The sequence below is a fragment of the Phytobacter ursingii genome (assembly GCF_001022135.1).
Taxonomy (GTDB): domain Bacteria; phylum Pseudomonadota; class Gammaproteobacteria; order Enterobacterales; family Enterobacteriaceae; genus Phytobacter; species Phytobacter ursingii.
Genome location: NZ_CP011602.1, coordinates 4,983,888 through 5,008,383 on the forward strand (window position 1 = coordinate 4,983,888; position 24,496 = coordinate 5,008,383).

24 protein-coding genes are annotated in these 24,496 nt (G+C 55.4%); 12 read left to right on the forward strand and 12 right to left on the reverse strand.

All coding sequences use genetic code 11. The features are described 5' to 3' along the window. Positions 1-36: 36 nt before the first annotated feature. Positions 37-771 (forward strand): substrate-binding domain-containing protein, encoded by a 735-nt coding sequence (locus AB182_RS27000; RefSeq protein ID WP_047372762.1) that lies wholly within the window; start codon positions 37-39, stop codon positions 769-771. On the opposite strand, the gene AB182_RS27005 is transcribed toward AB182_RS27000, so the two are convergent. The 4 genes from AB182_RS27005 to AB182_RS27020 form a co-directional block, all read right to left on the reverse strand. Continuing rightward, entirely contained in the window at positions 751-1,500 is a 750-nt protein-coding gene (locus tag AB182_RS27005) for an ABC transporter ATP-binding protein (protein ID WP_047372763.1), read from the reverse strand. The two genes, AB182_RS27000 and AB182_RS27005, sit on opposite strands and share 21 nt — an antisense overlap. Continuing rightward, positions 1,500-2,504, reverse strand: coding sequence for a FecCD family ABC transporter permease (locus AB182_RS27010; protein ID WP_047372764.1), 1,005 nt, complete (start codon positions 2,502-2,504; stop codon positions 1,500-1,502). The genes AB182_RS27005 and AB182_RS27010 overlap by 1 nt, the downstream gene beginning before the upstream one ends. Further along, a complete protein-coding gene (locus AB182_RS27015) occupies positions 2,491-3,537 on the reverse strand; it encodes an ABC transporter substrate-binding protein (RefSeq protein WP_047373458.1) in 1,047 nt (348 codons plus the stop codon). Before AB182_RS27015 ends, AB182_RS27010 begins: the two co-directional genes overlap by 14 nt. A 724-nt stretch (positions 3,538-4,261) precedes the next feature. Next, complete coding sequence (locus AB182_RS27020; RefSeq protein WP_047372765.1) at positions 4,262-5,122, reverse strand: LysR family transcriptional regulator; 861 nt, start codon at positions 5,120-5,122, stop codon at positions 4,262-4,264. A gap of 99 nt (positions 5,123-5,221) precedes the next feature. On the opposite strand from AB182_RS27020, the gene AB182_RS27025 reads away from it, so the two are divergent. Next, positions 5,222-5,728: a phenolic acid decarboxylase gene (locus tag AB182_RS27025; protein WP_041851319.1), complete on the forward strand. Its 507-nt coding sequence runs from the start codon at positions 5,222-5,224 to the stop codon at positions 5,726-5,728. Positions 5,729-5,734: 6 nt separating this feature from the next. Here the strand turns inward: AB182_RS27025 and AB182_RS27030 are convergent, their stop codons facing one another. Next, positions 5,735-6,784: an AI-2E family transporter gene (locus AB182_RS27030; RefSeq protein WP_047372766.1), complete on the reverse strand. Its 1,050-nt coding sequence runs from the start codon at positions 6,782-6,784 to the stop codon at positions 5,735-5,737. Between the two features lie 145 nt (positions 6,785-6,929). On the opposite strand from AB182_RS27030, the gene AB182_RS27035 reads away from it, so the two are divergent. Further along, positions 6,930-8,132: an MFS transporter gene (locus AB182_RS27035; RefSeq protein ID WP_047372767.1), complete on the forward strand. Its 1,203-nt coding sequence runs from the start codon at positions 6,930-6,932 to the stop codon at positions 8,130-8,132. Here the strand turns inward: AB182_RS27035 and AB182_RS27040 are convergent, their stop codons facing one another. Next, positions 8,133-8,693 (reverse strand): DcrB family lipoprotein, encoded by a 561-nt coding sequence (locus AB182_RS27040; protein ID WP_041851322.1) that lies wholly within the window; start codon positions 8,691-8,693, stop codon positions 8,133-8,135. It abuts the gene before it with no gap. 73 nt (positions 8,694-8,766) lie between these two features. Beyond that, positions 8,767-9,432: a 7-cyano-7-deazaguanine/7-aminomethyl-7-deazaguanine transporter gene (locus AB182_RS27045; RefSeq protein ID WP_047372768.1), complete on the reverse strand. Its 666-nt coding sequence runs from the start codon at positions 9,430-9,432 to the stop codon at positions 8,767-8,769. Positions 9,433-9,738: 306 nt separating this feature from the next. On the opposite strand from AB182_RS27045, the gene tusA reads away from it, so the two are divergent. The 4 genes from tusA (at position 9,739) to AB182_RS27065 (ending at position 12,986) form a co-directional block, all read left to right on the forward strand. After that, positions 9,739-9,984, forward strand: a complete 246-nt coding sequence (gene tusA / locus AB182_RS27050; RefSeq protein WP_047372769.1) for a sulfurtransferase TusA — start codon at positions 9,739-9,741, stop codon at positions 9,982-9,984. A gap of 186 nt (positions 9,985-10,170) precedes the next feature. Then, on the forward strand, positions 10,171-11,154 hold the full coding sequence (locus AB182_RS27055; protein WP_047372770.1) for a TRAP transporter substrate-binding protein: 984 nt from the start codon (positions 10,171-10,173) through the stop codon (positions 11,152-11,154). Positions 11,155-11,179: 25 nt separating this feature from the next. Then, on the forward strand, positions 11,180-11,689 hold the full coding sequence (locus AB182_RS27060) for a TRAP transporter small permease (protein ID WP_047372771.1): 510 nt from the start codon (positions 11,180-11,182) through the stop codon (positions 11,687-11,689). 10 nt (positions 11,690-11,699) lie between these two features. Further along, a complete protein-coding gene (locus AB182_RS27065) occupies positions 11,700-12,986 on the forward strand; it encodes a TRAP transporter large permease (RefSeq protein WP_047372772.1) in 1,287 nt (428 codons plus the stop codon). An 83-nt stretch (positions 12,987-13,069) separates the two neighbouring features. Here the strand turns inward: AB182_RS27065 and zntA are convergent, their stop codons facing one another. From zntA to rsmD, 4 genes are all read right to left on the reverse strand, one after another. Further along, positions 13,070-15,271, reverse strand: coding sequence for a Zn(II)/Cd(II)/Pb(II) translocating P-type ATPase ZntA (gene zntA / locus AB182_RS27070; protein WP_047372773.1), 2,202 nt, complete (start codon positions 15,269-15,271; stop codon positions 13,070-13,072). A 75-nt stretch (positions 15,272-15,346) separates the two neighbouring features. Continuing rightward, positions 15,347-15,973 (reverse strand): lysoplasmalogenase, encoded by a 627-nt coding sequence (locus AB182_RS27075; protein ID WP_047372774.1) that lies wholly within the window; start codon positions 15,971-15,973, stop codon positions 15,347-15,349. Positions 15,974-16,098: 125 nt separating this feature from the next. Further along, the gene (locus AB182_RS27080; protein WP_223883642.1) at positions 16,099-16,368 is read right to left on the reverse strand and encodes a DUF1145 family protein; all 270 of its coding nucleotides are present in this window, start codon (positions 16,366-16,368) and stop codon (positions 16,099-16,101) included. After that, positions 16,358-16,960: a 16S rRNA (guanine(966)-N(2))-methyltransferase gene (gene rsmD / locus AB182_RS27085; RefSeq protein WP_047373459.1), complete on the reverse strand. Its 603-nt coding sequence runs from the start codon at positions 16,958-16,960 to the stop codon at positions 16,358-16,360. The genes AB182_RS27080 and rsmD overlap by 11 nt, the downstream gene beginning before the upstream one ends. Before the next feature lie 190 nt (positions 16,961-17,150). Between rsmD and ftsY the strand changes: the two genes are divergently transcribed. The 4 genes from ftsY to rpoH all read left to right on the forward strand — a co-directional run bounded on the left by ftsY (position 17,151) and on the right by rpoH (position 21,377). After that, complete coding sequence (gene ftsY, locus AB182_RS27090; RefSeq protein WP_047372776.1) at positions 17,151-18,530, forward strand: signal recognition particle-docking protein FtsY; 1,380 nt, start codon at positions 17,151-17,153, stop codon at positions 18,528-18,530. A 2-nt stretch (positions 18,531-18,532) separates the two neighbouring features. Continuing rightward, positions 18,533-19,201 carry a cell division ATP-binding protein FtsE gene (gene ftsE, locus AB182_RS27095; protein ID WP_041851332.1) on the forward strand — a complete coding sequence of 223 codons (669 nt, stop codon included), beginning with the start codon at positions 18,533-18,535 and terminating at the stop codon, positions 19,199-19,201. Further along, positions 19,194-20,252 carry a permease-like cell division protein FtsX gene (gene ftsX / locus AB182_RS27100; protein ID WP_047372777.1) on the forward strand — a complete coding sequence of 353 codons (1,059 nt, stop codon included), beginning with the start codon at positions 19,194-19,196 and terminating at the stop codon, positions 20,250-20,252. Before ftsE ends, ftsX begins: the two co-directional genes overlap by 8 nt. 267 nt (positions 20,253-20,519) lie before the next feature. After that, on the forward strand, positions 20,520-21,377 hold the full coding sequence (gene rpoH / locus AB182_RS27105; protein WP_041851334.1) for an RNA polymerase sigma factor RpoH: 858 nt from the start codon (positions 20,520-20,522) through the stop codon (positions 21,375-21,377). Between the two features lie 62 nt (positions 21,378-21,439). Here rpoH and pdxR read toward each other — a convergent pair whose 3' ends face one another. Further along, positions 21,440-22,960: a MocR-like pyridoxine biosynthesis transcription factor PdxR gene (pdxR, locus tag AB182_RS27110; RefSeq protein WP_047372778.1), complete on the reverse strand. Its 1,521-nt coding sequence runs from the start codon at positions 22,958-22,960 to the stop codon at positions 21,440-21,442. 107 nt (positions 22,961-23,067) lie between these two features. On the opposite strand from pdxR, the gene AB182_RS27115 reads away from it, so the two are divergent. After that, complete coding sequence (locus tag AB182_RS27115; protein ID WP_047373460.1) at positions 23,068-24,333, forward strand: 4-aminobutyrate--2-oxoglutarate transaminase; 1,266 nt, start codon at positions 23,068-23,070, stop codon at positions 24,331-24,333. Positions 24,334-24,496 lie beyond the last annotated feature (163 nt).

Consider the following 24,496-nt stretch of genomic DNA (forward strand, 5'->3'; position numbering starts at 1 on the left):
GTAGCATAGCGTCTTTCTCATGATGCGGAAAAAGCTATGTCATCTTTAACGGTGCTGGCGGCAGGTAGCCTGAAACGGGCACTTGTGCCCTTGTTTGAGCGTTTTAGCGCTGAACAGGGGTGGGTGGTTGAGGCACATTTTGGTCCGGCCGGGTTATTGCGTGAACGGATTGAAGCCGGGGAGCCCTGCTCGTTGTTCGCTTCCGCCAACACGGCGCACCCACAGGCGCTGCTGGCCGCTGGACGCGCCCGTGAGACACATCTCTTCGCCTGTAACCAACTGAACCTGACGGCCCGCCGCACGGCGCAGACCGAGGAGGATGACTGGCTCACCTTGTTGTCTAATCCGGCGCTTAAGCTGGGTACCTCGACGCCGGGCTGCGATCCGTCCGGCGATTATACCTGGCAACTGTTTGACGCTATTGAAAGTCTGCATCCAGGACTTGGGCAGGCGTTGAAACAACGGGCGCACAAACTGGTGGGGGGGCGCGATACGCTAACTGTTCCGCCTGGAGAGATTGCCAGCGCGTGGCTGATTCGCCAGGGGCTGGCAGATCTGTTTATTGGTTATAGTCATTATGCGATGGCGCTGGCCGGAGAGGCGGATTTGCGGGTGGTGGCGATCCCAGCGGTCTGCAATATCCGCTGCGACTATCAGCTGGCGCTGCTGGATGACGCCCCGGCAACCCAGGCGCTGGCGCAGTATATGCTTGCCGCAGAAGGGCAGGCGTTTTTGCGCAACGCCGGATTTTTAGCGCCGGATGTGAAATAGCGGCGCGAGAACCGGACAGCCGTAATCGTCCACATCAAGTTTGCGCACCGGCAGCCCGTAGGCGCGCTGTAAGTTTTCTTCGCTGAGCAGCACGTGGGTTTCCCCTGTCAGCCACTGTTGGTTGGGCAGTAATAACAGCGTGTGGCTGGCGACCTGGAGAGCATGGGTCGGATCGTGGGTAGTGAATATCACACTGCGCGCCTGGCGATGGGCCAGATCGCTGATCAGTTGCAGCACCACCCCCTGGTTGGCTAAATCCAGCGCTGAGCAGGGCTCATCAAGCAGAATATTGTGACTGCCACTCACCAGCGCCCGGGCAATCATCACCAGTTGCTGCTGCCCGCCGGAGAGATTACGAAACGGCGTGTGCGCCAGATGGCTGATATTGAGTTGGGCCAGCGCCTGTGCGACCCGTTCTTCATCGTCTTGCGATGGCACGGAAAATAACGCCACATGCCGTGCGCGGCCCATCAGTACCACTTCATGCACATTCCAGGCGAAGGCCGGGCGGAACGATTGCGGCACGATCCCGATGCCGCCTTCAATGGAAAAAGTGCCTGCCAGCGGCGGCAATACGCCGGTGAGCGTGTCCAGCAGGGTACTCTTTCCCAGCCCGTTGGCCCCCAGCACCGCCCAGATATCGCCGGGCTGACAGCAGAAGCTGAGTGGTGAAAATAACGGCCGGTTATGGCCATAGAGCAGGTTATTGACGCTTAACGAGGCATGCATCACTGGCGGCTCCGGCGGCTGTTATGAATAAGCAATCCGGCGAAAACCGGGGCGCCAAGCAGCGCCGTGATAATGCCGATGGGGATTTCCGCCTGGGTAAGCGTGCGTGCCAGATCATCCACCACAATCATAAAACTTCCGCCAACCCAGAACGCGACGGGCAGCAGGCGACGGTGATCGGCGCCGACCAGCAGCCTTGCCAGATGCGGAATCACCAGCCCAACCCAGGCAATGCTGCCGCTGACCGCCACTTGTGAAGAAACCAACAGGGCGCAACAGACCAGCACGCTGCGGCGCAACGTTTTGAGCGGGACACCAAGGGCCAGCGCGTCCTTTTCTTCCAGCGCCAGCAGGTTAATGCGCCAGCGCAGTCGCAGCAGTACGAGGGAGACGATGCTGACGGGGAGCGCCAGCATCAGAACTTTATGCCAGTTGGCGGTGGCAAAGCTGCCCAGCAGCCAGAAGACGATGTTGGGCAGCGTCTCTTCAGTATCGGCCATGTACTGCATCAGGCTGACCAGGGCGGCAAAAAAGCCGCTCATAATAATTCCGGAGAGGATCAGTACCAGCGTGTTTTCCCGCCCTTGTAGCGCGGCAATCAGCCAGACCAGCATCAGCGCCGCCAGACCGAAGCTGAACGTTGAGGCAATCATCACCATCGGGCTGAACCCCAGCAGGATAGCCAGCGTGCCGCCAAACGCCGAACCGGAAGTGACGCCAATAATGTGCGGATCGACCAGCGGATTTTGAAATACCCCCTGTAATACTGCGCCGCACAGGCCCAGCGCACCGCCTGTCAGCAGGGCCATCAGAATTCGGGGTAAACGCACCGACCAGACTATCTGCCCGGCCGGGCCATCCGGCGTGGCGAGCATCAATAACTGCGACAGAACGTTGCTCACGCTCAGGCGATACTGACCGAGGCATAACGAGCCCACGGCCAGTATTAGCGTCAACAGGATCAGACCACCATGCAGTAGCCGGTAGCGATTACTGTCTGGCATCCGGCTTCCAGTCAGTCCGATAAAAACGTTTGTAGTAAGCCTGTGCCTGCGCCTCTACGTCGATGTTGTTGTACTGTTCCGGGTAGAGTTTTTTCGCCATCCACAGTTCGCCAATGGCCAGCGCTTCCGGCATCGGGTAGCCCCAGGCTTTGGCGTATTCCGGCATCAGCCAGACGCGATGGTTTTTCACAGCGTCAATTTGCTGCCAGTTCGGATCGGTCAGGATCGCTTTGACCACTTCCGGGTAGCGATCCTGAACAAAAATCACCTGCGGATCCCACTGCAACACCTGTTCCAGTGAAACCTGTTTTGCCCCTTTAACGGTGGCGGCAGCGACGTTCATTGCGCCAGCGTGTTCCATCATCAGGCCGGTGTATTTTCCTGAACCGTAGGTGTTGAGATCCGGGTTTGCCATATAGACGCGCACGCGTTGATCCGCCGGAATGTTAGCGACCGGTGCGTTGAATTTTGCCCGGGCATCGAAGGTGTATCTGATGAGATCTTCCGCCTGTGCTTTGCGGTCAACCACCTCGCCTATCAGGCGAATACCCTGTTTCAGGCCGTTGTTGTAGGCCGTCTCTTCATCTGCCATCGTGGGGTTCATTTTGTTTTTCTCGCCAGCCGCGTCTTCACGCAGGGAGACCGCGACAACCGGAACACCAGCATTTTCAATCTGTTGGATCATCTCCGCCGAGGCGTAGTTGGCGATAAACACCACCTGCGGATGCAGGGCCAGCAGGCTTTCCATATTCACCTGCGTTAGATCGCCCGGCGTGGCCAGCTTTTCAATGCCCGGCATAAAACGCGCGAACTCCGGACCGAGCTGTTTTTTCCAGCTGCTCAGCACGCCCACCACATCGTCAGCGGCGTTGAGTTGCACCAGCAGGTTCAGCGTCTGGTGTTGTAAAACCACCGCGCGGGTGACGTGGTCAGGTAAGGTGACGTGTCGTCCAAGCTGGTCGGTAACAGTGCGATCTGCCATCGCGGAAGGGAGGGTGAAAAGTGAGGCGCAGGCCAGCACGGCACCCAACATAATACGTTTTAGATTATGGGTCATGGTTATCGCTCTAAGGGGGAAGGGAAATCGATATATATTAAATTATATAACGTTGGTGAATGTAAACGCCTGTCGGAGAAATACCCCTTTATTGTTGGGATGAAGGATGTATACGGCCTGGGATCGGTGTTCCCCTCATAGGGGAGTTCTCCACAAAAAATGCGAACACGGTAGGTTCCCTCTCCCTGAGAGAGAGCTTGGGTGAGGGGGAAAATGCGGCTCTGGTGGTCATTCCGTTCACCTTATGTTCTTTGCTTTTCTATAGCGACAGAACCCGTGAACGTGCCAGGGTGGCTCACCTTCGCCATTCCTGACCCCTCTATTAAAAGCAAAACCATTTATCTGAAACGCAGTGACTTCCAGCGATGTTTTCTGGTCCGGCGGAAAATCGATGAGGCGTTGACGGCTGGCCGGGACCGCCCGCAGGGAGGCGGGCGGAGGGGATAGCCTGCAAGGATGCAGGCTGGTCCCCGACCCGATAGCCAGGCGACATAAGACGAATGGACCGCGTTAGCGGCGATTTTCTTAGCCGGGAGCCTGGATTGCTAAGGAGGCGGCGGAGAGCCTCCTTAGCACGTTCACGTGCAGAATGACCTCAGAGAAGTGATGAACTGACGGTGAACGGAACGTGCTACACCCGTTGTATATTCCCCCTCACCCTAACCCTCTCCCTCATGGAGAGGGAACCGTCCATGCCCATCTACTGCCCCTTAAACAACTGCAGCAGCGTTTCTACCTGCTCATCCAGCGGCATCAAGTCTTTTTTGACGATCAGATGCAGCGGCGTGGCGCGGCGCGAACCGTGGCTTAAGGGCAGGATTTTCAGCACGCCGCTGGCAAGCAGTGGCCCGATACGCTCCTCCGGCAGCCAGCCGTAGCCTACCTGATATTGCACGGCTTCTACTGCGGCATCGATGGTAGAAAAAGTCCATGACTCGCCGCTCTCCTGGGGAAGGCGATTTTCACGGTCAGCAATGCGGATCAGTGGCCAGGCGGCGAGGATATCCTCGGTAATCGTGCTTTCGGCGCAAAGGGGATGATCCCGGTGGGCGACCGCGACAAAATCAATATTCATCAGCCATTCACCGCGCCCGGTCATGTCCTGGCGCCGGGTCAGCACCAGCACGTCGGCTTCGGCGTGGGCGGGGCGCTCCACAGAGGCGTTTTCGAGCACTTCGGTCAGATGCACCTGCGTTTGCGGATAGCGCTGCTGAAACTGGCGCAAAATGGCAAACAGCCGTGAGCGGGGAAAGATGCTGTCGACGACCAGGTCAAGCCGGGTACGTTGCCCGTTGCGCAGTGTGACCGCCCGGGTTTCAACGTAATCGAACGCTTTCAGCAGCGGTTTAACCTGATTAAGCAGCAGTTCGCCGGAAGGGGTAAGTACCGCACGGCGGCCTTCCTGTATCAGCAACGCCACCCCCAGCCGCTCCTGTAATAGCGCCAGGTTATAGCTGACGGATGACTGGCTACGGTGAGTCTCTTCGGCGGCTTTCGCAAAACTGCCCAGCTCGACGACCTTTTGCAGCAGCGACCATTGTTCCAGCGTGGTTTTATGCATGACTTATCTAAAAAATGAATGAATTTAATTCAAACATAGCGTTATTCATTCATTTTTTGAAGCGGTATGATCTTCTTATCGATTAAGAGGAGAACAATGATGAGCAGCTTTGATAAACATGATCTGAGTGGTTTTGTCGGTAAACATCTGGTTTATACCTACGATAATGGCTGGAACTACGAGATTTATGTCAAAAATGAGACGACGCTGGACTATCGCATTCATAGCGGAATCGTGGCGAACCGTTGGGTGAAAAACCAGCAGGCTTACATTGTGCGTGTTGGCGAAAGCATCTATAAAATTTCCTGGACTGAGCCGACTGGCACTGACGTGAGTTTGATTGTAAACCTCGGCGATCGCCTGTTTCATGGCACGATCTTCTTCCCGCGTTGGGTGATCAACAATCCGGAAAAAACCGTCTGTTTCCAGAACGATCATATTCCGCTGATGGAATCCTATCGTGCGGCTGGCCCGGCCTATCCGACCGAAGTGATTGATGAGTTTGCGACTATCACCTTTGTGCGTGACTGTGGCGCAGACAATGACAGCGTCATCGCCTGCGCAGCCAGTGAACTTCCGGCGGATTTTCCGAACAACCTGCGCTAACACAGGCTAGCCGGGCAGGCGGTTTTTCGGCCTGCCTGGGCCAAGCATAATGGCCAGTTTGCTTCCGCCAGTGGTGGTTTCCATCCATATTTTACATACGCTGGTAAGCGGCACAGAGAGCAGCATCCCCACCGGACCGAGTAACCAGCCCCAAATCAGTAACGAAAGAAAGACCACCAGTGTTGACATACCGAGCCTGTGACCCATCATTCGTGGCTCCAGAATGTTGCCGATAATCATATGCACGATGAGAAACAGCGCGCCGACCAGCAGCCACTCGTACGGGCCGTTAAAGAGCAAAGCCTGAACCATCGGCGGGATTGCCGAAAGCACTGAGCCGATATTCGGCACGTAATTAAGCAGAAACGCCAGCACTCCCCACATCAGCGCAAACTGGATGTCCATAATGGCCAGCCCCGCCCAGACGATCACGCCCGTCCACAGACTGAGCAGTGTTTTTAGCGCCAGATAGTGAGAGACGCCCTTAAGCGCGCGGTGCAAACCGGCGATATGAATTTGTGGGTTATTCAGGGCGAAGCGCATTTTATACGGCACGTGACGCACTTCGAAGAGCATGAATACCATGGTCATGACCAGTAAAACGATGCTCGCCATCGCGTTAGACAGTTGCGTCATCATCGTGGTGGCAAAGCTCATTACCCGCTCGGAATCCATGCGTTGCAGCATGCGTTCAGGTGAGACATGCAGATGCAGGAAAGGGAGCGCGTCCTGAAGCTGGAGGAATTTACGCGTGAACTCCCGATTGTATTTCGGCAGCATCGTCATGAACTCATTCACCGAGGCTGCCAGCACGCCAATCAGCGCGGTCAGGAAGACAAGCATCACCAGTACCACAATGGCGATGGCGACAGGCCGTTTCACGCCCCGGCGAAGAAACCAGGTCACCAGCGGATTGAGCACAATGGCGAAAAAGAGCGCCAGTAACAGTTGAACAATGATATCGGCAGCGGCATGAATACCGGCCAGAATAATGACCAGTGAGGCCAGTTTGAGAAGAATATGTAAACCCGCACGATCGGGTTGGGGCTGTGTCATGGGCAATTCCTTTTTCTATACCGCCCGATAAGTGTAGCCACTGGCGGACGCTTCGCCCGAGGCAGATATTCTTAATCTGCATACTGATTTCCAGGCCATGACGTGGTAATAGTGAAACATCGTTGTGAAAATCTGGTGACCCTCCATGCCCGAACAAGCCGCTGAACCGGCGCTAAGCGGATTACGTCTTAATCTGCGGATTCTCTCCGTCGTTATCTTCAACTTCGCAAGTTATCTCACAATAGGTTTGCCGCTGGCGGTGTTGCCCGGCTATGTCCATGAAACGCTGGGTTACAGCGCCTTCTGGGCTGGGCTGGTTATTAGCCTGCAATACTTCGCCACCCTGGTCAGTCGTCCACATGCCGGACGTTACGCCGATATGCTCGGCCCGAAAAAAGTGGTGGTGTTTGGCCTCTGCGGTGCATTCATTTGTGGACTGGGGTATCTGCTGGCGGATCTGCAAAGCGGCTCGCCGCTGGTGAGCCTGGTGCTGCTCTGTGTAGGGCGCGTCATTCTCGGTATCGGGCAAAGTTTTGCCGGGACCGGGTCAATGCTCTGGGGCGTCGGGGTAGTCGGTTCAATGCATATCGCCCGTGTTATTTCCTGGAACGGTATCGCGACCTATGGCGCAATGGCGCTGGGGGCGCCGCTTGGCGTGATTTGCTATCATTACGCGGGACTGAGCGGCCTGGGCGGGTTCATTATGGCGGTGGCGTTTGTCGCGATTGCCTGCGCGTTGCCGCGTGCGGCAGTGAAAGCCAGCAAAGGTAAACCACTGCCGTTCCGGGCGGTGCTCGGGTATGTCTGGGTTTATGGGATGGGACTGGCGCTGGGTACGGCCGGGTTTGGCGTTATTGCCACCTTTATCACCTTCTTTTATGACGCTAAAGGCTGGGATGGTGCCGCCTTCGCCCTGACACTGTTTAGCCTGGCATTTGTCGGCTCACGGCTGGTGTTCCCGAACAGCATTAACCGTCTGGGAGGGCTGAATGTGGCGATGATAAGTCTGGCGGTGGAAGTCGTCGGCCTGATTCTGGTCGGTATCGCCGATGCCCCGCTGGTGGCGAAAATCGGGGTATTCCTGACCGGAGCGGGTTTCTCGCTGGTCTTCCCGGCGCTGGGCGTGGTGGCGGTCAAAGCGGTGCCACAGCATAATCAGGGCGCGGCACTGGGCACGTATACGGTATTTATGGATATGTCGCTCGGGATAACCGGGCCGCTTGCCGGGCTGTTAATGGCATGGTCGGGGGTATCGATGGTGTATCTGCTGACGGCGGTGCTGGTGGCGGGGGCGTTATTGCTGACGTGGCGGCTAAAAAAACGGCCTCCACTGGAGGCCGCTTCCTGATTACTTGATGACCAGGGTGTTAACAATGTTTTCCGCGGCAGTCTGCGCCTGCTGCTGGTTATCCGCCGGCAGCGTTACCTGCAAGGTCAGCAGTTTGTTATCCACTTTACCCAGCACCACGGTAGACCAGGCCGTTTGACCTTTGGCGGAGATGATGCTGTCGAGCTGCTGCATTTTCTGGCCTTTCAGCTCGATAGATTTGTTGGTCACCACCTGCAACTGCGGGTCGCGGTTGCGCTGCTGGTCTTCCAGGCGTTTTGCCAGCGTATCCAGCCCTTCCTGGGTGTCGTCGCCCACAATCACAATGACCGCTTTCTGACCGGTTGAGTCAGAGTAAACGTGCATATTATTAGATTGCGTACCCAGTTTGCCGCTTTGATCGGTCATGTCTGCGGGCAGCGAGAAGCTGAGTTTGCCATCGAGCAGCGTCACCGGCTGCCCGGTCGCGTTGCTTTCTGCGGAAGCCCCCTGTGCGGGCGTTTTCTTGCTGTCGCTGTTGTCGCAGGCTGCCAGACCCATTACCAGCAGGCCAATACCGACATATTTAACCAGATTGCGCATTGACTTCTTCCTTTCGATAAACAGCCATAACGGCTCATGCGGGCCATCTTACCACAACTGTCATCGCGTACTCTTAACTGGCCTGTAACGCTGAGATTTCGGATTTGTCTGCCAGCCTTTTCAACAGCATATTCAACAACACACCGTACATGGGCAGGAAGAAGGCGATACTGATAATGACCTTGAAGGCGTAATCCACCAGCGCGATTTCCATCCAGTGCTCGGCCATAAACGGGTCCGGGCTGTGCCAGAAGGCGATGAAGAAAAAGGCGAGGGTATCGCTGGCATTACCGAACACCGTGGAGGCCGCAGGAGCCATCCACCAGCGTTTGTTCTGACGCAGACGGTTAAAGACATGCACGTCGAGGATCTGCCCCAGCGCGTAGGCCATAAAACTCGCGGTGGCGATACGGGCGACGAACAGGTTGAAATGGGTCAGCGCTTCGAAGCCCTGCCAGCTTCCCATATAAAACAGTGAAGAGATGCCGTAGGAGATAACCAGTGCCGGGATCATCACCGCGAATATAATCCGCCGTGCCAGTGGCGCGCCAAAAATACGCACGGTTAAATCCGTCGCGAGGAAAATAAACGGGAAACTGAATGCGCCCCAGGTGGTATGGAAACCGAAAATGCTGACCGGTAGCTGCACCAGGTAGTTACTGGAAGTGATCACCAGAAGGTGAAAAAGGGATAACCAGAACAGCGCTTTCATGCGCTGAGTTTGTGAAAACTGCGTCATATTGTGACCTTTTTAGTGTTTGGGGTGAGGGAACCCAATAAATATGTAACGCGTTATTTTATCTGCCGTTTTGACCTTGTTCAGCGCGCGTCACCCTCACGTAAGCCGTGTAGGTGGCGTTGCCTGTGCGCGGGTCTCAATCAAACTGGCTGCGCCAATAACGCGTGTTGATACTGTGCAAAGCCGCAGAATGATACTGCAACACTCCGGCGATGCAATGGTTATTTTTAACGCAATCGTTAACCTGGCTTGCGTCAAAAAATGGGCAGCGTAAACTAATGCCGTTTTTTCCCGTGTGAGACGAAAATGAGCGACCTCTTTACTACCGCCGATCATACCCTTGACGCGCTGGGCCTGCGTTGCCCTGAGCCGGTGATGATGGTGCGCAAAACCGTACGCAACATGCAGCCGGGTGAAACCCTGCTGGTGATTGCCGACGATCCGGCGACCACCCGTGACATTCCGGGTTTCTGCCGTTTTATGGAACACGAACTGGTGGCCCATGAGACGCAATCGCTGCCGTATCGCTATCTGGTGCGTAAAGGACAATAACTCTCCCTAACAGGCCGCGTTTTTACGCCGTTTGCGATCTTTGCCACCATTCTAAACCGTTGTTTCATTTTTTAGCGCTTTTTGTGAGGCGCTTCACCCTCCCTTTTCCAGCGGTAGTCTAGGTTTTAAGCGTAAAAATAAAACATTGTTTTAACATTTACCTTTCACTACCCTGGAGAAGACCCGATGAAAACGACTTTCAAGCCGTTGCTGGCCGCGTTGTGCCTGTCCACCGTGTCACTGTTTTCTGTATCCGCTGTTAATGCGCAGACGATCAAAGCTGCTGATGTGCATCCGGAAGGCTACCCCAATATTGTTGCTGTGCAGAACATGGGTGAAAAACTCAAACAACAAACAGACGGCAAGCTGGAAATTAAAGTTTTTCCTGGCGGCGTCCTGGGCGATGAAAAACAGATGATCGAGCAGGCGCAAATGGGCGCCATCGATATGATTCGCGTCTCGATGGCACCCGTCGCCGCCATTCTCCCGGATATTGAAGTGTTCACCCTGCCATACGTATTTCGTGATGAAGACCATATGCATAAGGTTATCGATGGCGATATCGGTAAACAGATTGGCGATAAGCTGACGGCCAACCCCAAATCCCGGCTGGTATTTCTGGGCTGGATGGACTCCGGTACGCGCAATCTCATCACCAAAAAACCAGTGGTGAAGCCTGAGGATTTGAACGGAATGAAAATTCGCGTCCAGGGCAGTCCCGTCGCACTGGCAACGTTGAAACAGATGGGCGCTAATTCGGTGGCGATGGGGGTGAGTGAGGTCTATAGCGGCATGCAAACCGGCGTGATTGATGGCGCGGAAAATAACCCGCCGACGTTTATCGCCCATAACTATATGCCGGTTGCCAAAAACTATACCCTCAGCGGCCACTTTATTACCCCCGAAATGCTGCTCTACTCAAAAGTGAAATGGGACAAACTCAGCGCCGATGACCAGAAAAAAATCCTTACCCTGGCGCGTGAAGCCCAGTTCGAACAGCGCAAACTCTGGGAAGCCTATACCCAGCAGGCACTGGATAAAATGAAAGCAGGCGGCGTGCAATTTCATGACATTGATAAATCGGTGTTTATCAAAGCGACAGAGCCGGTGCGCGCCCAGTATGGCGACAAGCATCAGGATCTGATGAAAGCTATCGCCGACGTCAAATAACCCCCCACTTTTCTGCGGAGAATGTATGTCAGAACTCTACTTAAAGTGGATGGATCGCCTGTACCTGTTCGCCATGGCGGTGGCCGGAATATCGCTACTGGTAATGACGATTGTTATTCCGATCGGCATTTTTTCGCGTTACGTACTGAATCGCGGAGAGTCATGGCCGGAGCCTGTCGCCATTATCTGCATGGTGACGTTTACGTTCATTGGCGCGGCGGTGGGATACCGCGCCGGTTCCCATATTGCGGTCAACATGCTCACGGATCGTCTGCCTGAAACGCTTAAGATCCTCTGTGCGAGAGTGGTTGATCTGCTGATGCTGCTGATCTCGGGGATCATGTGCTGGTACAGCTACTGGCTATGCGTAGAGCTTTGGGAACAACCTGTTGCGGAGTTTCCCTTGCTGACCTCAGGCGAAAGTTATCTGCCATTGCCGATAGGATCGGCCATTCTCATCCTGTTCGTGCTTGAACGATTGTTGTTCGGCTCGCAGGAAAACCGCCCGGTCGTACTGATTGGCAACCATGGGTAAGGGGTGAAAAATGGATGCATTTGTCTTGTTGTTCACCCTCGCCCTTTTGCTGGCGCTGGGGATGCCGGTTGCTTTTGCGGTGGGTTTGAGCGCCGTTGCCGGCGCGCTGTGGATTGATCTTCCGCTGGAGGCGTTGATGATCCAGATAACCAGTGGGGTGAACAAATTCACGCTGCTGGCAATCCCGTTTTTTATTCTGGCGGGGGCGATCATGGCAGAAGGGGGAATCGCCCGGCGGCTGGTCAACTTCGCCTATCTGTTTGTCGGGTTTATCCGCGGTGGGCTGTCGCTGGTGAATATCGTCGCCTCGACCTTTTTTGGCGCGATTTCCGGCTCGTCGGTCGCCGATACGGCGTCCATCGGCAGCGTGATGATCCCGGAAATGGAAAAGAAGGGCTATCCGCGCGAATACGCGGCGGCGGTAACCGCCAGCGGGTCGGTGCAGGCGATTTTGATCCCGCCCAGCCATAACTCGGTCATTTATTCGCTGGCGGCGGGAGGCACGGTATCCATTGCGACGCTGTTTATCGCGGGCGTACTGCCGGGTTTGCTTCTGGGCGTGAGCCTGATGGTGCTATGTCTGGGGTTTGCCCACAAACGCGGTTACCCGAAAGGGGAGCGGATTCCGTTTAAGCAGGCGATCAAAATGTTCGTTGATGCGCTATGGGGGCTGATGACGGTAGTGATTATTCTCGGCGGTATTCTCTCCGGGATTTTCACTGCCACGGAATCTGCCGCTGTCGCCTGCCTGTGGGCCTTCTTCGTCACCATGTTTATCTACCGGGATTACAAATGGAATGAGCTGCCGAAGCTGATGTGCCGTACCGTGAAGACGGTCACCATTGTGATGATTCTTATCGGCTTTGCGGCCGCCTTTGGCGCCGTGATGACCTATATGCAGCTTCCGATGCGCATCACCGAATTTTTCACATCGTTATCGGACAACAAATACGTCATTCTGATGTACCTCAATATCATGCTGTTGCTGATCGGTACCTTGATGGATATGGCGCCGATCATCCTGATCCTGACGCCGGTGTTGCTGCCAGTGACGAATGCACTGGGGATTGATCCGGTTCATTTTGGCATGATCATGATGGTCAATCTCGGGATCGGATTGATTACGCCTCCCGTCGGATCGGTGTTGTTTGTTGCCAGTGCGGTGAGTAAGCAGAAGATTGAAACGGTGGTGAAGGCGATGCTGCCGTTTTACGCGATGCTGCTGATTGTGCTGGGAATGGTGACCTATATTCCGGCGATTTCTCTCTGGCTACCTGGGGTGCTGGGAATGCAGTAAGAAATTCCCGGGTGCGGCTGACGCCTTACCCGGGCTACGGTAAAAGAGTAGCCCGGGTTAGCGAAGCGACATCCGGGGTTTTTTTATTTGCGTAATAAACGCAGTGCGTTGGCGGTTACCAGTACCGTCGCGCCGGTATCTGCCAGTACCGCCAGCCACAGGCCGGTTATTCCGAGCAATGTTGTCACCAGGAAAATGGCCTTCAGCCCCAGCGCGATAGCAATGTTCTGCCGGATATTGGCCTGCGTGGCGCGGGCAAGGCGAATCATCTGCGCCAGCCCGCCGAGCCGGTTATGGGTTAATGCCGCATCGGCGGTTTCCAGCGCCACGTCCGTCCCGCTGCCCATCGCAATGCCAATGGTCGCGGCTTTCATCGCCGGGGCATCGTTGATGCCATCGCCAATCATCGCCAGCGGCGCATCCTGATTCAGCAAGGTAACTGCGCTCACTTTATCTTCGGGTAATAGCCCGGCGCGGAAGTCCATCTGTAACTCTCCGGCAATCGCGGCAGCGGCGCGCGGGTTATCGCCCGTTAACATCACGCCCTCCACGCCCAGATTACGCAGTGCGGCGATGGCTTCCCGCGCATCCTCTCGCAGGGTATCGCGCAGTGACAGAGAGCCAATCGCGACGCCATCACGCAGGGCGACGATCACCGTTTCCCCCTGACTTTCGCGGGCATTGATATCGGCCAGCAGCGCGGCATCCAGTACCTCTGACGGCAGCTTATCCGGTGCGCTCAGGCGGATGTACTGACCCTCAACCCGCGCTTCAATACCTTTACCCGTCAGCGTGCGCTGCCCGGTAGCCTGAGGCGGTACCAGTTTGCGCGTCAGGGCTTCCTGCACAATAGCCTGCGCCAGCGGATGGGTCGAACCCTGCTCTACGGCAGCGCTCAATGCCAGCAGGGACTCCTCGTTACTCCCGGCCAGTGGATACACGCCGACAACCTGCGGTTTACCGATGGTCAGCGTGCCGGTTTTATCAAACGCCACCTGCTGAACGCGGCCAAGTTGTTCCAGCGCCGCGCCGCCTTTAATCAGCGCGCCACGACGTGCCGCCGCGGCCAGGCCTGACGTAATGGCGGCTGGTGTTGAGATAACCAGTGCGCACGGGCAACCAATCAGCAGCAATGTCAGCCCCTTGTAGATCCACGCCAGCCAGTTTGCCGAGAACAGCAACGGCGGCAACACGGCGACCAGCAGGGCGATAACCATAATCACCGGCGTGTAAATGCGGCTAAAGCGGTCGATAAAGCGTTCAATGGGCGCGCGGCGCTCCTCGGCTTCTTCTATCAGCTTGAGGATACGGTCAATCGCGCTTTCGCCGGGGCGGGACACCACCTCCAGCGTTACCAGACGGTCAACGCTGGTTGCGCCTGCAGGAATGCTGTCGCCGTTGCTGTGTTCGACGGGCAGAGATTCGCCAGTCAGTGCGCTCTCATCAAAGCTGGCGAACGGCGTCAAAAGTTTGCCATCCGCCGGTAAGCGCCCGCCTGCCGGGACCTCGATAACATCGCCGGGGCGTAAGTCCTGTGCGCTAACGCTCTGCCGCTCGCCCTCGCGGATGCGCGTGGCGGTGTCCGGTTTCAGCGCCATCAGTGCGCTCACCCCTTTTCTGGCGCGGCTGGCTGCCCAGCCTTCAAGCCGTTCGCCCACCAGGAACAGCAGTAGCACCATGGCGGCTTCTGCCGTCGCACCGATAAACAGTGCGCCGATGGCGGCAACGCTCATCAGCGTTTCGATAGCAAACCAGCTACCGCTACGCATCAGGCGCAGTGCCTGGCGCGCAATGGGATAGAGCCCCACCAGGGTGGTCACGATAAAGGCCGTCTGGCCCAGCGGATGGTTAAACTGCTCCAGCAGCCAACTGATTGCCATCAGCACAATCAGGATCAGAAGTGGCATATTTTCCTGCCAGCGCGATGGTGCAGACGCTTTGGGCGCGTTTTCATCCTGCACGGCGTACCCGGCCTGTTGAACAGCGTTTTCCACCTGTTTGCGGATATCGTTATCGGCAATGACAGTGAGTTTTTCGGTAGCAAAGGCGACCTGAACCTGATTGACCCCGGCTATCTGGCGAACGGCATTTTCCACCTTGCGGGCGCAGGCTGCGCAGTCCATCCCTGTTACCCGCCAGCTGTAACGTTCACCATTGATATTTTCGAGGGGCGCGGCGGCAGTTTCACAGGGGGCGTCGCACGTACAAGGCGCCGTTTTCTCGGGTAACGGGCGAAGTTTCATGGCCGCAAACTGCGGGGGATTTTTATTGTCGAGGGGTGTCATTGCATCCTCCGGTGAATGATAATTTTCTCATTAACCGGAGGATACACTCTGGAGTCGACTCCAGAGTCAAGCGTTTTAAATGTACAGCGAACGCACGATCAGGAAGTGCCCGGCAAAGTAGCAGGCCGCGGAAATCGCGTTATCGGCGCGGAAGCGGCGGCGGTAATGGCTACCCAGCCAGACAACGTTGCTTATCAGCAGCAACGCCGCGCCAACAAACGCAGAGAGCGCCGGACTGGTGGGACGGAAGAACCACAGCTCACCAGCCAGCCAGACCATCACCAGCGTCATGGCTATAAATGTGCAAACGGGTAAACGCAGCTCTTCCAGACGCGACCAAATCACCGCAATCAATACGGCGCCAACAACCAGTAGCACAACCGGCAGCGGCCAGAAGAAGGAGAGCGACATCTGCGTGGCGAAATAGATTGTGTAAAGCAGGTGGGCAAGGAAGAAGGCGCCAATGGCGTAGAGCAGTTGCTGGCGCGGCAGTAAGGTTAGCGCATCGCCAATCAGCGAGGCGCACAAACCTGCGAGTACAAGGTAGCTGATGGCATCAAACATGGGGGCTTGCCAGGCCAGTAACAGTAACAGCAGCAGCGTGACAGGTTTGAATACCCAACGTTGCCAGACTGGCCCACGGTAGGAAGCGTCCACATACAGCCAGGCGGAAAAACAGACAGCAATAAATGACCAAAGCATATTAAGTCCCTGAATCCGTTATTGTATCGCGAGCACCATGCCCACGGCTCTACTTATGAGTTTAGTGGTCGTAGCAGATGAATGACAATGTTACGGAAGACAGGGGAATCTTAAAAAGGTGCCTTTTATTTTTTTGCTTTCAGTTTTTTCAGCCAGATAAGCAGCTCAAAAACGCCAAAGACAAAGATGCGAAATTCTTCAAGCCGCGTCATTTGCGGGCCGTCTTTCGGCAGCGTTTTTTTCATCATCGTCGCCTGTATAGCGTGCATAAAGATAGTGAAAAACAGCGCCACGTTGACGAAAATATTCAGCGGCTTAGGAAACGGGGAAAACAGGTTCAGCAGCAAAAAAGCCCAGACAAAAAGCATTAACAGCCGTCCCAGATTAATCAGTATGTTCATTTTCCTCTCCTTGTGATTCACGCTGATATAAGCGGTAGGCGACCTGTCCCGCGACTTTCTCCCGGTGCAAACTCCAGCTTGCAGGGACCGGCGGCAGGCCATTTTCAACTTCGCTTTCAACATAGATTAGCGCGCCATTGGCCAGCCAGCCGTTGTTTTCCAGCAGGGTTAATGTCTCTTCGAGCATCCCTTTGCGAAACGGCGGGTCGACAAACACAATATTGTGCGGGGTACCGCTTTGGGCGAGATATGCCAGCGTGTTCCCGGTGACCACTTTACCGTTGGCGGCTTTCAATGTTGCCAGGTTTTGCTGCAACTGCTGTGCGACGCCGCGTTCCATTTCGAGTAGCGTGGCACTGGCGGCGTAGCGCGACAAGGCTTCTAAGCCCAGCGCGCCGCTTCCGGCGAAGCAGTCGAGACAACGCGCGTCGACCATGGACGGCGCCAGCCAGTTAAATAGGGTTTCGCGCACACGGTCAGTTGTCGGGCGCAAGCCAGGGCTGTCCGGCACCGGGAGTTTGCGTCCCCGCCATTGCCCACCAATAATACGTATCTGGCCGGTGGTGGCCCGATTGGGTTTCTTCATGGTCATCGCTTAGCTCATCATTTCGGCCTGCTATTCTAACGATGCCCGACGCGGCGCGAAACCTTAATCCGCAGGCGGTGATGCGAGTTAAGGAAAGTGATAGACTATCTCTCTAATTAACCCTAATTTTCAGCCCTGTTGCGCCAGTACGGGCTGCGCCATGAATAAACCGCGAGGAGTGTAGTCGCAAATGGCAGATGAGAAGAAACGTGGCTTTTTTTCCTGGCTGGGCTTTGGGCAAAAAGATCAGGTAAAAGAAAAAGAAGCGGAGCAGGCAACTGAAACGCAGTCGCCGCATACCCAGGAAGAGAGCGAAACCTTTGCAGAAGAGGTCATTGAGGTTACTGAAAAGCTGGTTGAAAGCGAAAAGCCGCAGCCAGTAGAAGAGGAACTGAAGCCTGAGGTTGTGGCGCGTGAAGAGCTGCCGCTGCCGGAAGAGGTGAACGAACCGGAAGGTGCTGCGGAAGAGTGGCAGCCGGAGCAGGAGCCTGTCGACGAAGACGCGGCGATAAGCGATGAAGAGCTGGAAGCCCAGGCGCTGGCTGCGGACGCGGCTGAAGAAGCGCTGGTGGTGGTACCGGTTGACGAAGTCGAAGAGCCAGCCCAGGAGGCTGTTGAAGAGGCCGTTATTGAACAAGAGAAACCGACTAAAGAAGGTTTCTTTGCGCGACTCAAACGCAGCCTGCTGAAAACAAAAGAGAATCTCGGTTCCGGATTTATCAGTCTGTTCCGAGGTAAAAAAATCGACGATGATCTCTTCGAAGAACTGGAAGAGCAGTTACTGATTGCCGACGTCGGGGTGGAAACCACGCGTAAAATCATTACGAGTCTGACGGAAGGCGCGTCGCGCAAACAGCTGCGTGATGCCGAGGCACTGTATGGTTTGCTCAAAGAAGAGATGGGTGACATCCTTGCCAAAGTTGATGAACCGCTGAATGTTGAAGGCAAAACACCGTTTGTTATTCTGATGGTTGGCGTCAACGGAGTCGGTAAAACGACCACCATTGGTAAACTGGCGCGTCAGTTTGAACAACAGGGCAAGTCGGTGATGTTGGCCGCCGGGGATACGTTCCGTGCCGCGGCTGTCGAGCAGTTGCAGGTGTGGGGGCAGCGTAACAATATTCCGGTTATCGCCCAGCATACGGGGGCCGATTCCGCCTCGGTGATTTTCGATGCCATCCAGGCCGCGAAAGCACGTCATGTGGATGTGCTCATCGCCGATACTGCCGGGCGCTTGCAGAATAAAGCGCACCTGATGGAAGAGTTGAAAAAAATCGTCCGCGTGATGAAAAAGCTGGACGAAGACGCACCGCATGAAGTGATGCTGACCATTGATGCGAGCACCGGGCAGAATGCAGTAAGCCAGGCCAAACTGTTCCATGAAGCCGTTGGCCTGACGGGTATCACCCTCACCAAGCTGGACGGTACGGCGAAGGGCGGTGTGATTTTCTCGGTAGCGGATCAGTTTGGCATTCCTATCCGCTACATCGGGGTCGGCGAACGTATTGAGGATCTACGTCCGTTTAGCGCGGGCGATTTTATAGAGGCACTTTTTGCCCGAGAGGATTAACAATGATTCGCTTTGAACACGTCAGCAAAGCCTATCTCGGTGGGAGACAAGCGTTGCAGGGGGTGACATTCCATCTGCAACCGGGCGAGATGGCCTTTCTGACCGGCCACTCCGGCGCAGGGAAAAGTACCCTGCTCAAGCTTATCTGTGGCATTGAGCGGCCAAGCGCCGGGAAAATTGTGTTTGGCGGGCACGATATTACGCGCCTGAAAAACCGTGAAGTGCCGTTTCTGCGTCGGCAGATCGGTATGATTTTCCAGGATCACCATTTGCTGATGGACAGGACGGTCTATGACAACGTGGCTATTCCGTTGATCATTGCCGGGGCCAGCGGTGATGACATCCGTCGCCGCGTTTCCGCAGCGCTGGATAAGGTAGGTCTGCTCGACAAAGCGAAGAGCTTTCCAATTCAGCTTTCCGGCGGTGAACAACAGCGCGTGGGTATTGCCCGCGCGGTAGTGAACAAACCTGCGGTGCTGCTGGCAGACGAACCGACCGGTAACCTGGACGATGCCCTTTCAGAAGGGATTTTACGTCTGTTTGAGGAGTTCAATCGTGTTGGGGTCACTGTGTTAATGGCGACGCACGATCTGGGGCTGATTTCCCGGCGTTCGTACCGCATGCTGACTTTAAGCGATGGCCATTTGCATGGAGGCCTGGCGGGTGAATAAGCGTGATGCATTGAATCAAATGCGGCAATTCGGCAGCAAGCTGGACCGTTTTCGTAAATCGGCGGGCGGTGCCGGTGATGCAGGCCGTAGCGCACCACGACGTGGTAAAGGTGCGCCGAAAGTCAGTTCGCGTAAGACCAACGTCTTTAACGAACAGGTGCGTTATGCCTTCCAGGGCGCGCTTCAGGACCTGAAAAGTAAACCTTTTGCCACCTTCCTGACGGTAATGGTGATTGCCATCTCCCTGACGCTGCCGAGCGTCTGTTATATGGTGTACAAAAACGTGAACCAGGCGGCGTCGCAGTATTATCCGTCCCCGCAAATCACGGTCTATTTCGATAAGGCGCTGGATGATGACGCAGCGGCGCAGGTGGTTGGTCAGCTCCAGGCTGAGCAGGGTGTAGAAAAGGTAAACTACCTTTCTCGTGAGGATGCGCTCGGCGAATTCCGCAACTGGTCTGGTTTTGGCGGTGCGCTGGATATGCTTGAAGAGAACCCGCTGCCTGCGGTGGCGGTGGTGATTCCTAAACTCGATTTCCAGAGCACGGAATCGCTGAAAACCCTGCGCGATCGTATTTCGAAACTGCACGGTATTGATGAAGTGCGGATGGACGACAGCTGGTTTGCCCGTCTTGCGGCACTAACCGGGCTGGTTGGTCGGGTGTCGGCAATGATTGGCGTGCTGATGGTAGCGGCGGTGTTCCTCGTTATCGGCAACAGCGTCCGTCTGAGCATTTTTGCCCGCCGTGACACGATTAACGTACAAAAATTAATTGGCGCAACGGACGGTTTTATTCTGCGTCCTTTCCTGTATGGCGGGGCGCTATTGGGTTTTAGTGGCGCATTTTTATCACTGATTCTTTCTGAGATTCTGGTGCTGCGGCTCTCCTCTGCGGTGAGCGAAGTGGCGCAGGTCTTCGGCACGAAGTTCGATCTGAACGGCCTGTCCTTTGATGAATGCCTGCTACTGTTGCTGGTGTGCTCAATGATTGGCTGGGTTGCTGCCTGGCTTGCAACTGTGCAACATTTACGTCACTTTACTCCGCAGTAAAAAAAGTCTGATATACTCTTTCCCTGCAATGCAGTATTCCCGTCGCAGGGAAAGCGTATAGCGTATATCTCCTTTCCTTTGCCGCGGTTTTTCATTCTTATGTCACATTTTGTGCCTAATTTATTCACAATTCAGCCTGGAACTTGTGGATAAAATCACTGTCTGATACAAGAGTGGATGATATTCTCGTTGCTCATTAACGCTGGCATGTGTGTTGCCTGATGGGGACAGACCGCCGCCAGTCGAATGTAATTTGAGAGGATTTGAATGACCAAAGAAATGCAAACTTTAGCTTTAGCCCCTGTTGGTAACCTGGAATCTTATATCCGGGCCGCTAACGCATGGCCGATGTTGACGGCTGATGAAGAAAGGGCACTGGCTGAAAAGCTGCATTACCAGGGCGATCTGGAAGCAGCTAAGAAGCTGATCCTGTCACACCTGCGCTTTGTTGTTCATATTGCTCGTAACTATTCGGGCTATGGTCTGCCGCAGGCGGATCTGATCCAGGAAGGCAATATCGGCCTGATGAAAGCCGTACGTCGCTTCAACCCCGAAGTGGGTGTGCGCCTCGTCTCTTTCGCCGTGCACTGGATTAAAGCTGAGATTCATGAGTACGTGCTGCGTAACTGGCGTATTGTGAAAGTCGCGACCACCAAAGCACAGCGTAAGTTGTTCTTTAACCTGCGTAAAACCAAGCAGCGTCTGGGCTGGTTTAACCAGGACGAAGTGGAAATGGTGGCCCGGGAACTGGGCGTGACCAGCAAAGACGTGCGTGAAATGGAATCACGTATGGCGGCGCAGGACATGACTTTCGATATGTCGCCAGATGATGAATCTTCGGATAGCCAGCCGATGGCGCCGGTGCTCTATCTGCAGGACAAATCGTCGAACTTTGCCGATGGCATTGAAGATGATAACTGGGAAGAGCAGGCCGCCAATAAGCTGACGGATGCGATGCAAGGTCTCGACGAGCGTAGTCAGGCGATCATTCGTGCTCGCTGGCTGGATGAAGAGAACAAAACAACGCTGCAGGAACTGGCAGATCGTTACGGTGTTTCCGCTGAGCGTGTGCGTCAGCTGGAAAAGAACGCGATGAAGAAACTGCGTGCCGCGATCGAAGCGTAATTCTGTACGTTAAATAATGGGCCGGGTCAGCGAGAGCTACCCGGCTTTTTGTTTTCTGGCGTTCAGTTTTCTGTTTTCAGGGCTGGTACTGGGTAGCCCGGATAAGGCGACGCCGCATCCGGGGGCAGACAGGCCAGCAAGACCTTAAACGCCGCGTCCATCTCCTCTTCCTCCATGGCGGCAAACCCCATCAGCAGTCCCTTCAACGGCTTGTCGCCGGAGTAATACCGTGACAATGCTCGCACCAGGACCCCCCGCTCATTCGCGCGCCTGGCAAGCGCCACGTCATCACATTCAGCAGGCAGTGAAAGCACCAGGTGTAACCCGGCATTGTCGTTATATTCGCTTAGCGCCTCTTTGCCCAGCGCATCGATAATCAGGCCCGCCAGTCGGGCGCGGCGGCGGGCATAGAGCAGACGCATCCGGCGGATATGTGCGGTGTAATGTCCCTCGGTAATAAACTGTGCCAGCGCCTCCTGGTCCAGCAATCGGCCGCCGCGATACAGCTCTGCATGCGCTGTTTTTAGCGAATGCATTAATGGCCGTGGCAACACCAGATAACCCAGACGCAGACCGGGGTAGAGCGTTTTGCTGAATGTCCCGGTGTAGATAACCGGTGCGTCATCAACCAGCCCTTGTAACGCGGGGATCGGCTGGCCGGAAAAGCGAAATTCACTGTCGTAATCATCCTCAACAATCCAGCTTCCCGTCTGCCGGGCGAGTGCCAACAAGCGCTGGCGCCGCTCCAGGCTCATTACGCAGCCCAGCGGATACTGATGAGAAGGGGTTACAAAAATTAGCCTGGGGGGTGTGTAGCCGGTATCCGGCGGTTGCATGCCGGCAAGATCGACGTCAATTGCCTGCAGTTCGACACCGTTCATCGCCAAAACGTTACGAATACCCCAGTAGGCTGGTTCTTCAATCCATGCACTATCGCCGGGATTACACAGCATGCGCGACACCAGGTCGATGGCCTGGTGAATACCCTCGGTTATCAGGATTTGCCCGGCGCTACAGCGCACGGAGCGGGTGACGCGCAGATATTCCACCAGCGCCTGTTGCAATGCCTGACTACCGCCGGCATTGCTGTAAGAGAGTTGGCTGGCCTGGGGCTTGCGGCTGATACGGGTCTGGATTTTACGAAACAGGGCGTGTGGAAAGGCGCTAACATCGGGCACACCGGGCAAAAATGCTCCCCACTGGCGCGGGCTGGCGCTGCTTTTTTGCAGTAGCGCCTGGCCCCGCAAGGAAAGATGAGAGGGAAGATCGCCCGCACCGTGTCCGGCAGGCGACAGAGGCGCTGAAAGTAGGCTGTCTGGCACCGTCTGTGCCACAAAGGTGCCGCTTCCGGCACGGGAAACGACGTAACCTTCCGCCACAAGCTGCTCGTAAACCGTCAACACCGTATTGCGCGACAGACGGAGTTCTGCGGCTAAATCACGGCTCGGCGGCAGGCGGCTTTGCGGGGCCAGACTCCCCTCGAGGATCGACAGGCGAATCGCGTTATATAATTTCTTATGCAGTTTGCCTTCGGTTTGTTCGTCCAGACGCAACTGCAGTAAATCACACACAAGCGAGCGCAAATTGGATCCCTTAATTATTCAAAACTGGTACTCGATTATAGGACCGCTTGTGTCATTGTTGCAAAAGAGGGTTGCTGCGAAATGAATCAATGACGGGGGAGTTTAAGGTGAAGAATAACGAATTACATCAACGCCGTTTACAGGCGACACCGCGTGGTATTGGCGTGATGTGCGGCTTCTATGCCGAAAAAGCAGAAAACGCGACGCTCTGGGATGTGGAAGGCAACGAAGTCATCGATTTCGCCGCCGGGATTGCAGTGCTCAATACCGGGCATCGTCACCCAAAAATCGTCGCAGCGGTGGAAAAACAGCTGCAGGCGTTTACCCATACGGCCTATCAAATTGTCCCGTACGAAAGCTATGTCTCGCTGGCGGAACGCATTAACGAACGCGTGCCGGTAGACGGCCCGGCCAAAACGGCCTTTTTCTCGACTGGGGCGGAAGCACTGGAAAACGCGGTGAAAATTGCCCGCGCCTATACCAAACGACCAGGTGTGATTACCTTCGGCGGCGGCTTCCACGGACGTACCTATATGACCATGGCGCTGACCGGTAAAGTGGCGCCGTACAAAATCGGCTTTGGCCCGTTTCCTGGTTCCATTTTCCATGCGCAATTTCCCAATACGCTCCATGGTGTAAGCACTGACGATGCACTGAAAAGTCTGGATCGTATCTTCAAAGCGGATATCGCCCCCGATCAGGTTGCGGCTATCCTGCTTGAACCGGTTCAAGGGGAAGGCGGATTCAATATTGCCCCTGACGACTTTATGCAGGCGCTGCGTAAACTCTGCGACACTCACGGCATTCTGCTGATTACCGATGAAGTGCAATCTGGCTTTGCGCGCACCGGTAAACTCTTTGCGGTGGAACATTACAGCGTCAAACCGGACTTGATCACCATGGCGAAGAGTCTGGCAGGTGGCCTGCCGCTTTCTGCGGTAGCGGGGCGTGCGGAAGTCATGGACGCACCGGCACCGGGCGGTTTGGGCGGTACTTATGCCGGCAACCCATTAGCCGTGGCCGCGGCGCATGCCGTGATGGATGTGATTGACGAAGAGAATCTGTGCGAACGCGCGAACCACCTGGGTAAACATCTGGTAGAAGTGCTGACTAAAGCGAAAGCAGACTGCCCGTACATTGCGGATATTCGCGCTCAGGGTTCTATGGTCGCCGTGGAATTTAACGATCCGCAAAGCGGGGAGCCGTCGGCGGAATTTACGAAACAAGTACAGGATAAAGCGCTGGCCGCCGGGTTGTTGCTGTTGAGTTGTGGTGTCTACGGCAACGTGATCCGCTTCCTCTATCCGCTGACCATCCCGGAAGTTCAGTTCCGTAAAGCACTGGATATTCTCTACCAGTCGCTGACCCACTAATTACCCAGCACAATGAAAGCCGCCGTCTGGCGGCTTTCTTACCTACTGTCATCCGCCTGTTATATAACCTTCAAAATTGTGGTTCCAAATTTCAGAAAATGGGTTATGTTTTAGCAGAGAATGCTGCCAAGACACGGGCGGCATCCCTGCTGGCTACTATCAT

What these genes read in the sequence shown, in the direction of transcription:
- AB182_RS27040 (WP_041851322.1), bottom strand. Translation starts at nt 8,693, where the DNA reads ATGCGCAATCTGGTTAAATATGTCGGTATTGGCCTGCTGGTAATGGGT.
- AB182_RS27045 (WP_047372768.1), bottom strand. Translation starts at nt 9,432, where the DNA reads ATGACGCAGTTTTCACAAACTCAGCGCATGAAAGCGCTGTTCTGGTTA.
- AB182_RS27075 (WP_047372774.1), bottom strand. Translation starts at nt 15,973, where the DNA reads ATGCTTTGGTCATTTATTGCTGTCTGTTTTTCCGCCTGGCTGTATGTG.
- AB182_RS27020 (WP_047372765.1), bottom strand. Translation starts at nt 5,122, where the DNA reads ATGCATAAAACCACGCTGGAACAATGGTCGCTGCTGCAAAAGGTCGTC.
- zntA (WP_047372773.1), bottom strand. Translation starts at nt 15,271, where the DNA reads ATGACACCCCTCGACAATAAAAATCCCCCGCAGTTTGCGGCCATGAAA.
- AB182_RS27035 (WP_047372767.1), top strand. Translation starts at nt 6,930, where the DNA reads ATGCCCGAACAAGCCGCTGAACCGGCGCTAAGCGGATTACGTCTTAAT.
- ftsE (WP_041851332.1), top strand. Translation starts at nt 18,533, where the DNA reads ATGATTCGCTTTGAACACGTCAGCAAAGCCTATCTCGGTGGGAGACAA.
- AB182_RS27015 (WP_047373458.1), bottom strand. Translation starts at nt 3,537, where the DNA reads ATGTTGGGTGCCGTGCTGGCCTGCGCCTCACTTTTCACCCTCCCTTCC.
- AB182_RS27000 (WP_047372762.1), top strand. Translation starts at nt 37, where the DNA reads ATGTCATCTTTAACGGTGCTGGCGGCAGGTAGCCTGAAACGGGCACTT.
- AB182_RS27030 (WP_047372766.1), bottom strand. Translation starts at nt 6,784, where the DNA reads ATGACACAGCCCCAACCCGATCGTGCGGGTTTACATATTCTTCTCAAA.
- AB182_RS27065 (WP_047372772.1), top strand. Translation starts at nt 11,700, where the DNA reads ATGGATGCATTTGTCTTGTTGTTCACCCTCGCCCTTTTGCTGGCGCTG.
- tusA (WP_047372769.1), top strand. Translation starts at nt 9,739, where the DNA reads ATGAGCGACCTCTTTACTACCGCCGATCATACCCTTGACGCGCTGGGC.
- AB182_RS27010 (WP_047372764.1), bottom strand. Translation starts at nt 2,504, where the DNA reads ATGCCAGACAGTAATCGCTACCGGCTACTGCATGGTGGTCTGATCCTG.
- AB182_RS27060 (WP_047372771.1), top strand. Translation starts at nt 11,180, where the DNA reads ATGTCAGAACTCTACTTAAAGTGGATGGATCGCCTGTACCTGTTCGCC.
- ftsY (WP_047372776.1), top strand. Translation starts at nt 17,151, where the DNA reads ATGGCAGATGAGAAGAAACGTGGCTTTTTTTCCTGGCTGGGCTTTGGG.
- AB182_RS27055 (WP_047372770.1), top strand. Translation starts at nt 10,171, where the DNA reads ATGAAAACGACTTTCAAGCCGTTGCTGGCCGCGTTGTGCCTGTCCACC.
- rpoH (WP_041851334.1), top strand. Translation starts at nt 20,520, where the DNA reads ATGACCAAAGAAATGCAAACTTTAGCTTTAGCCCCTGTTGGTAACCTG.
- AB182_RS27025 (WP_041851319.1), top strand. Translation starts at nt 5,222, where the DNA reads ATGAGCAGCTTTGATAAACATGATCTGAGTGGTTTTGTCGGTAAACAT.
- rsmD (WP_047373459.1), bottom strand. Translation starts at nt 16,960, where the DNA reads ATGAAGAAACCCAATCGGGCCACCACCGGCCAGATACGTATTATTGGT.
- AB182_RS27005 (WP_047372763.1), bottom strand. Translation starts at nt 1,500, where the DNA reads ATGCATGCCTCGTTAAGCGTCAATAACCTGCTCTATGGCCATAACCGG.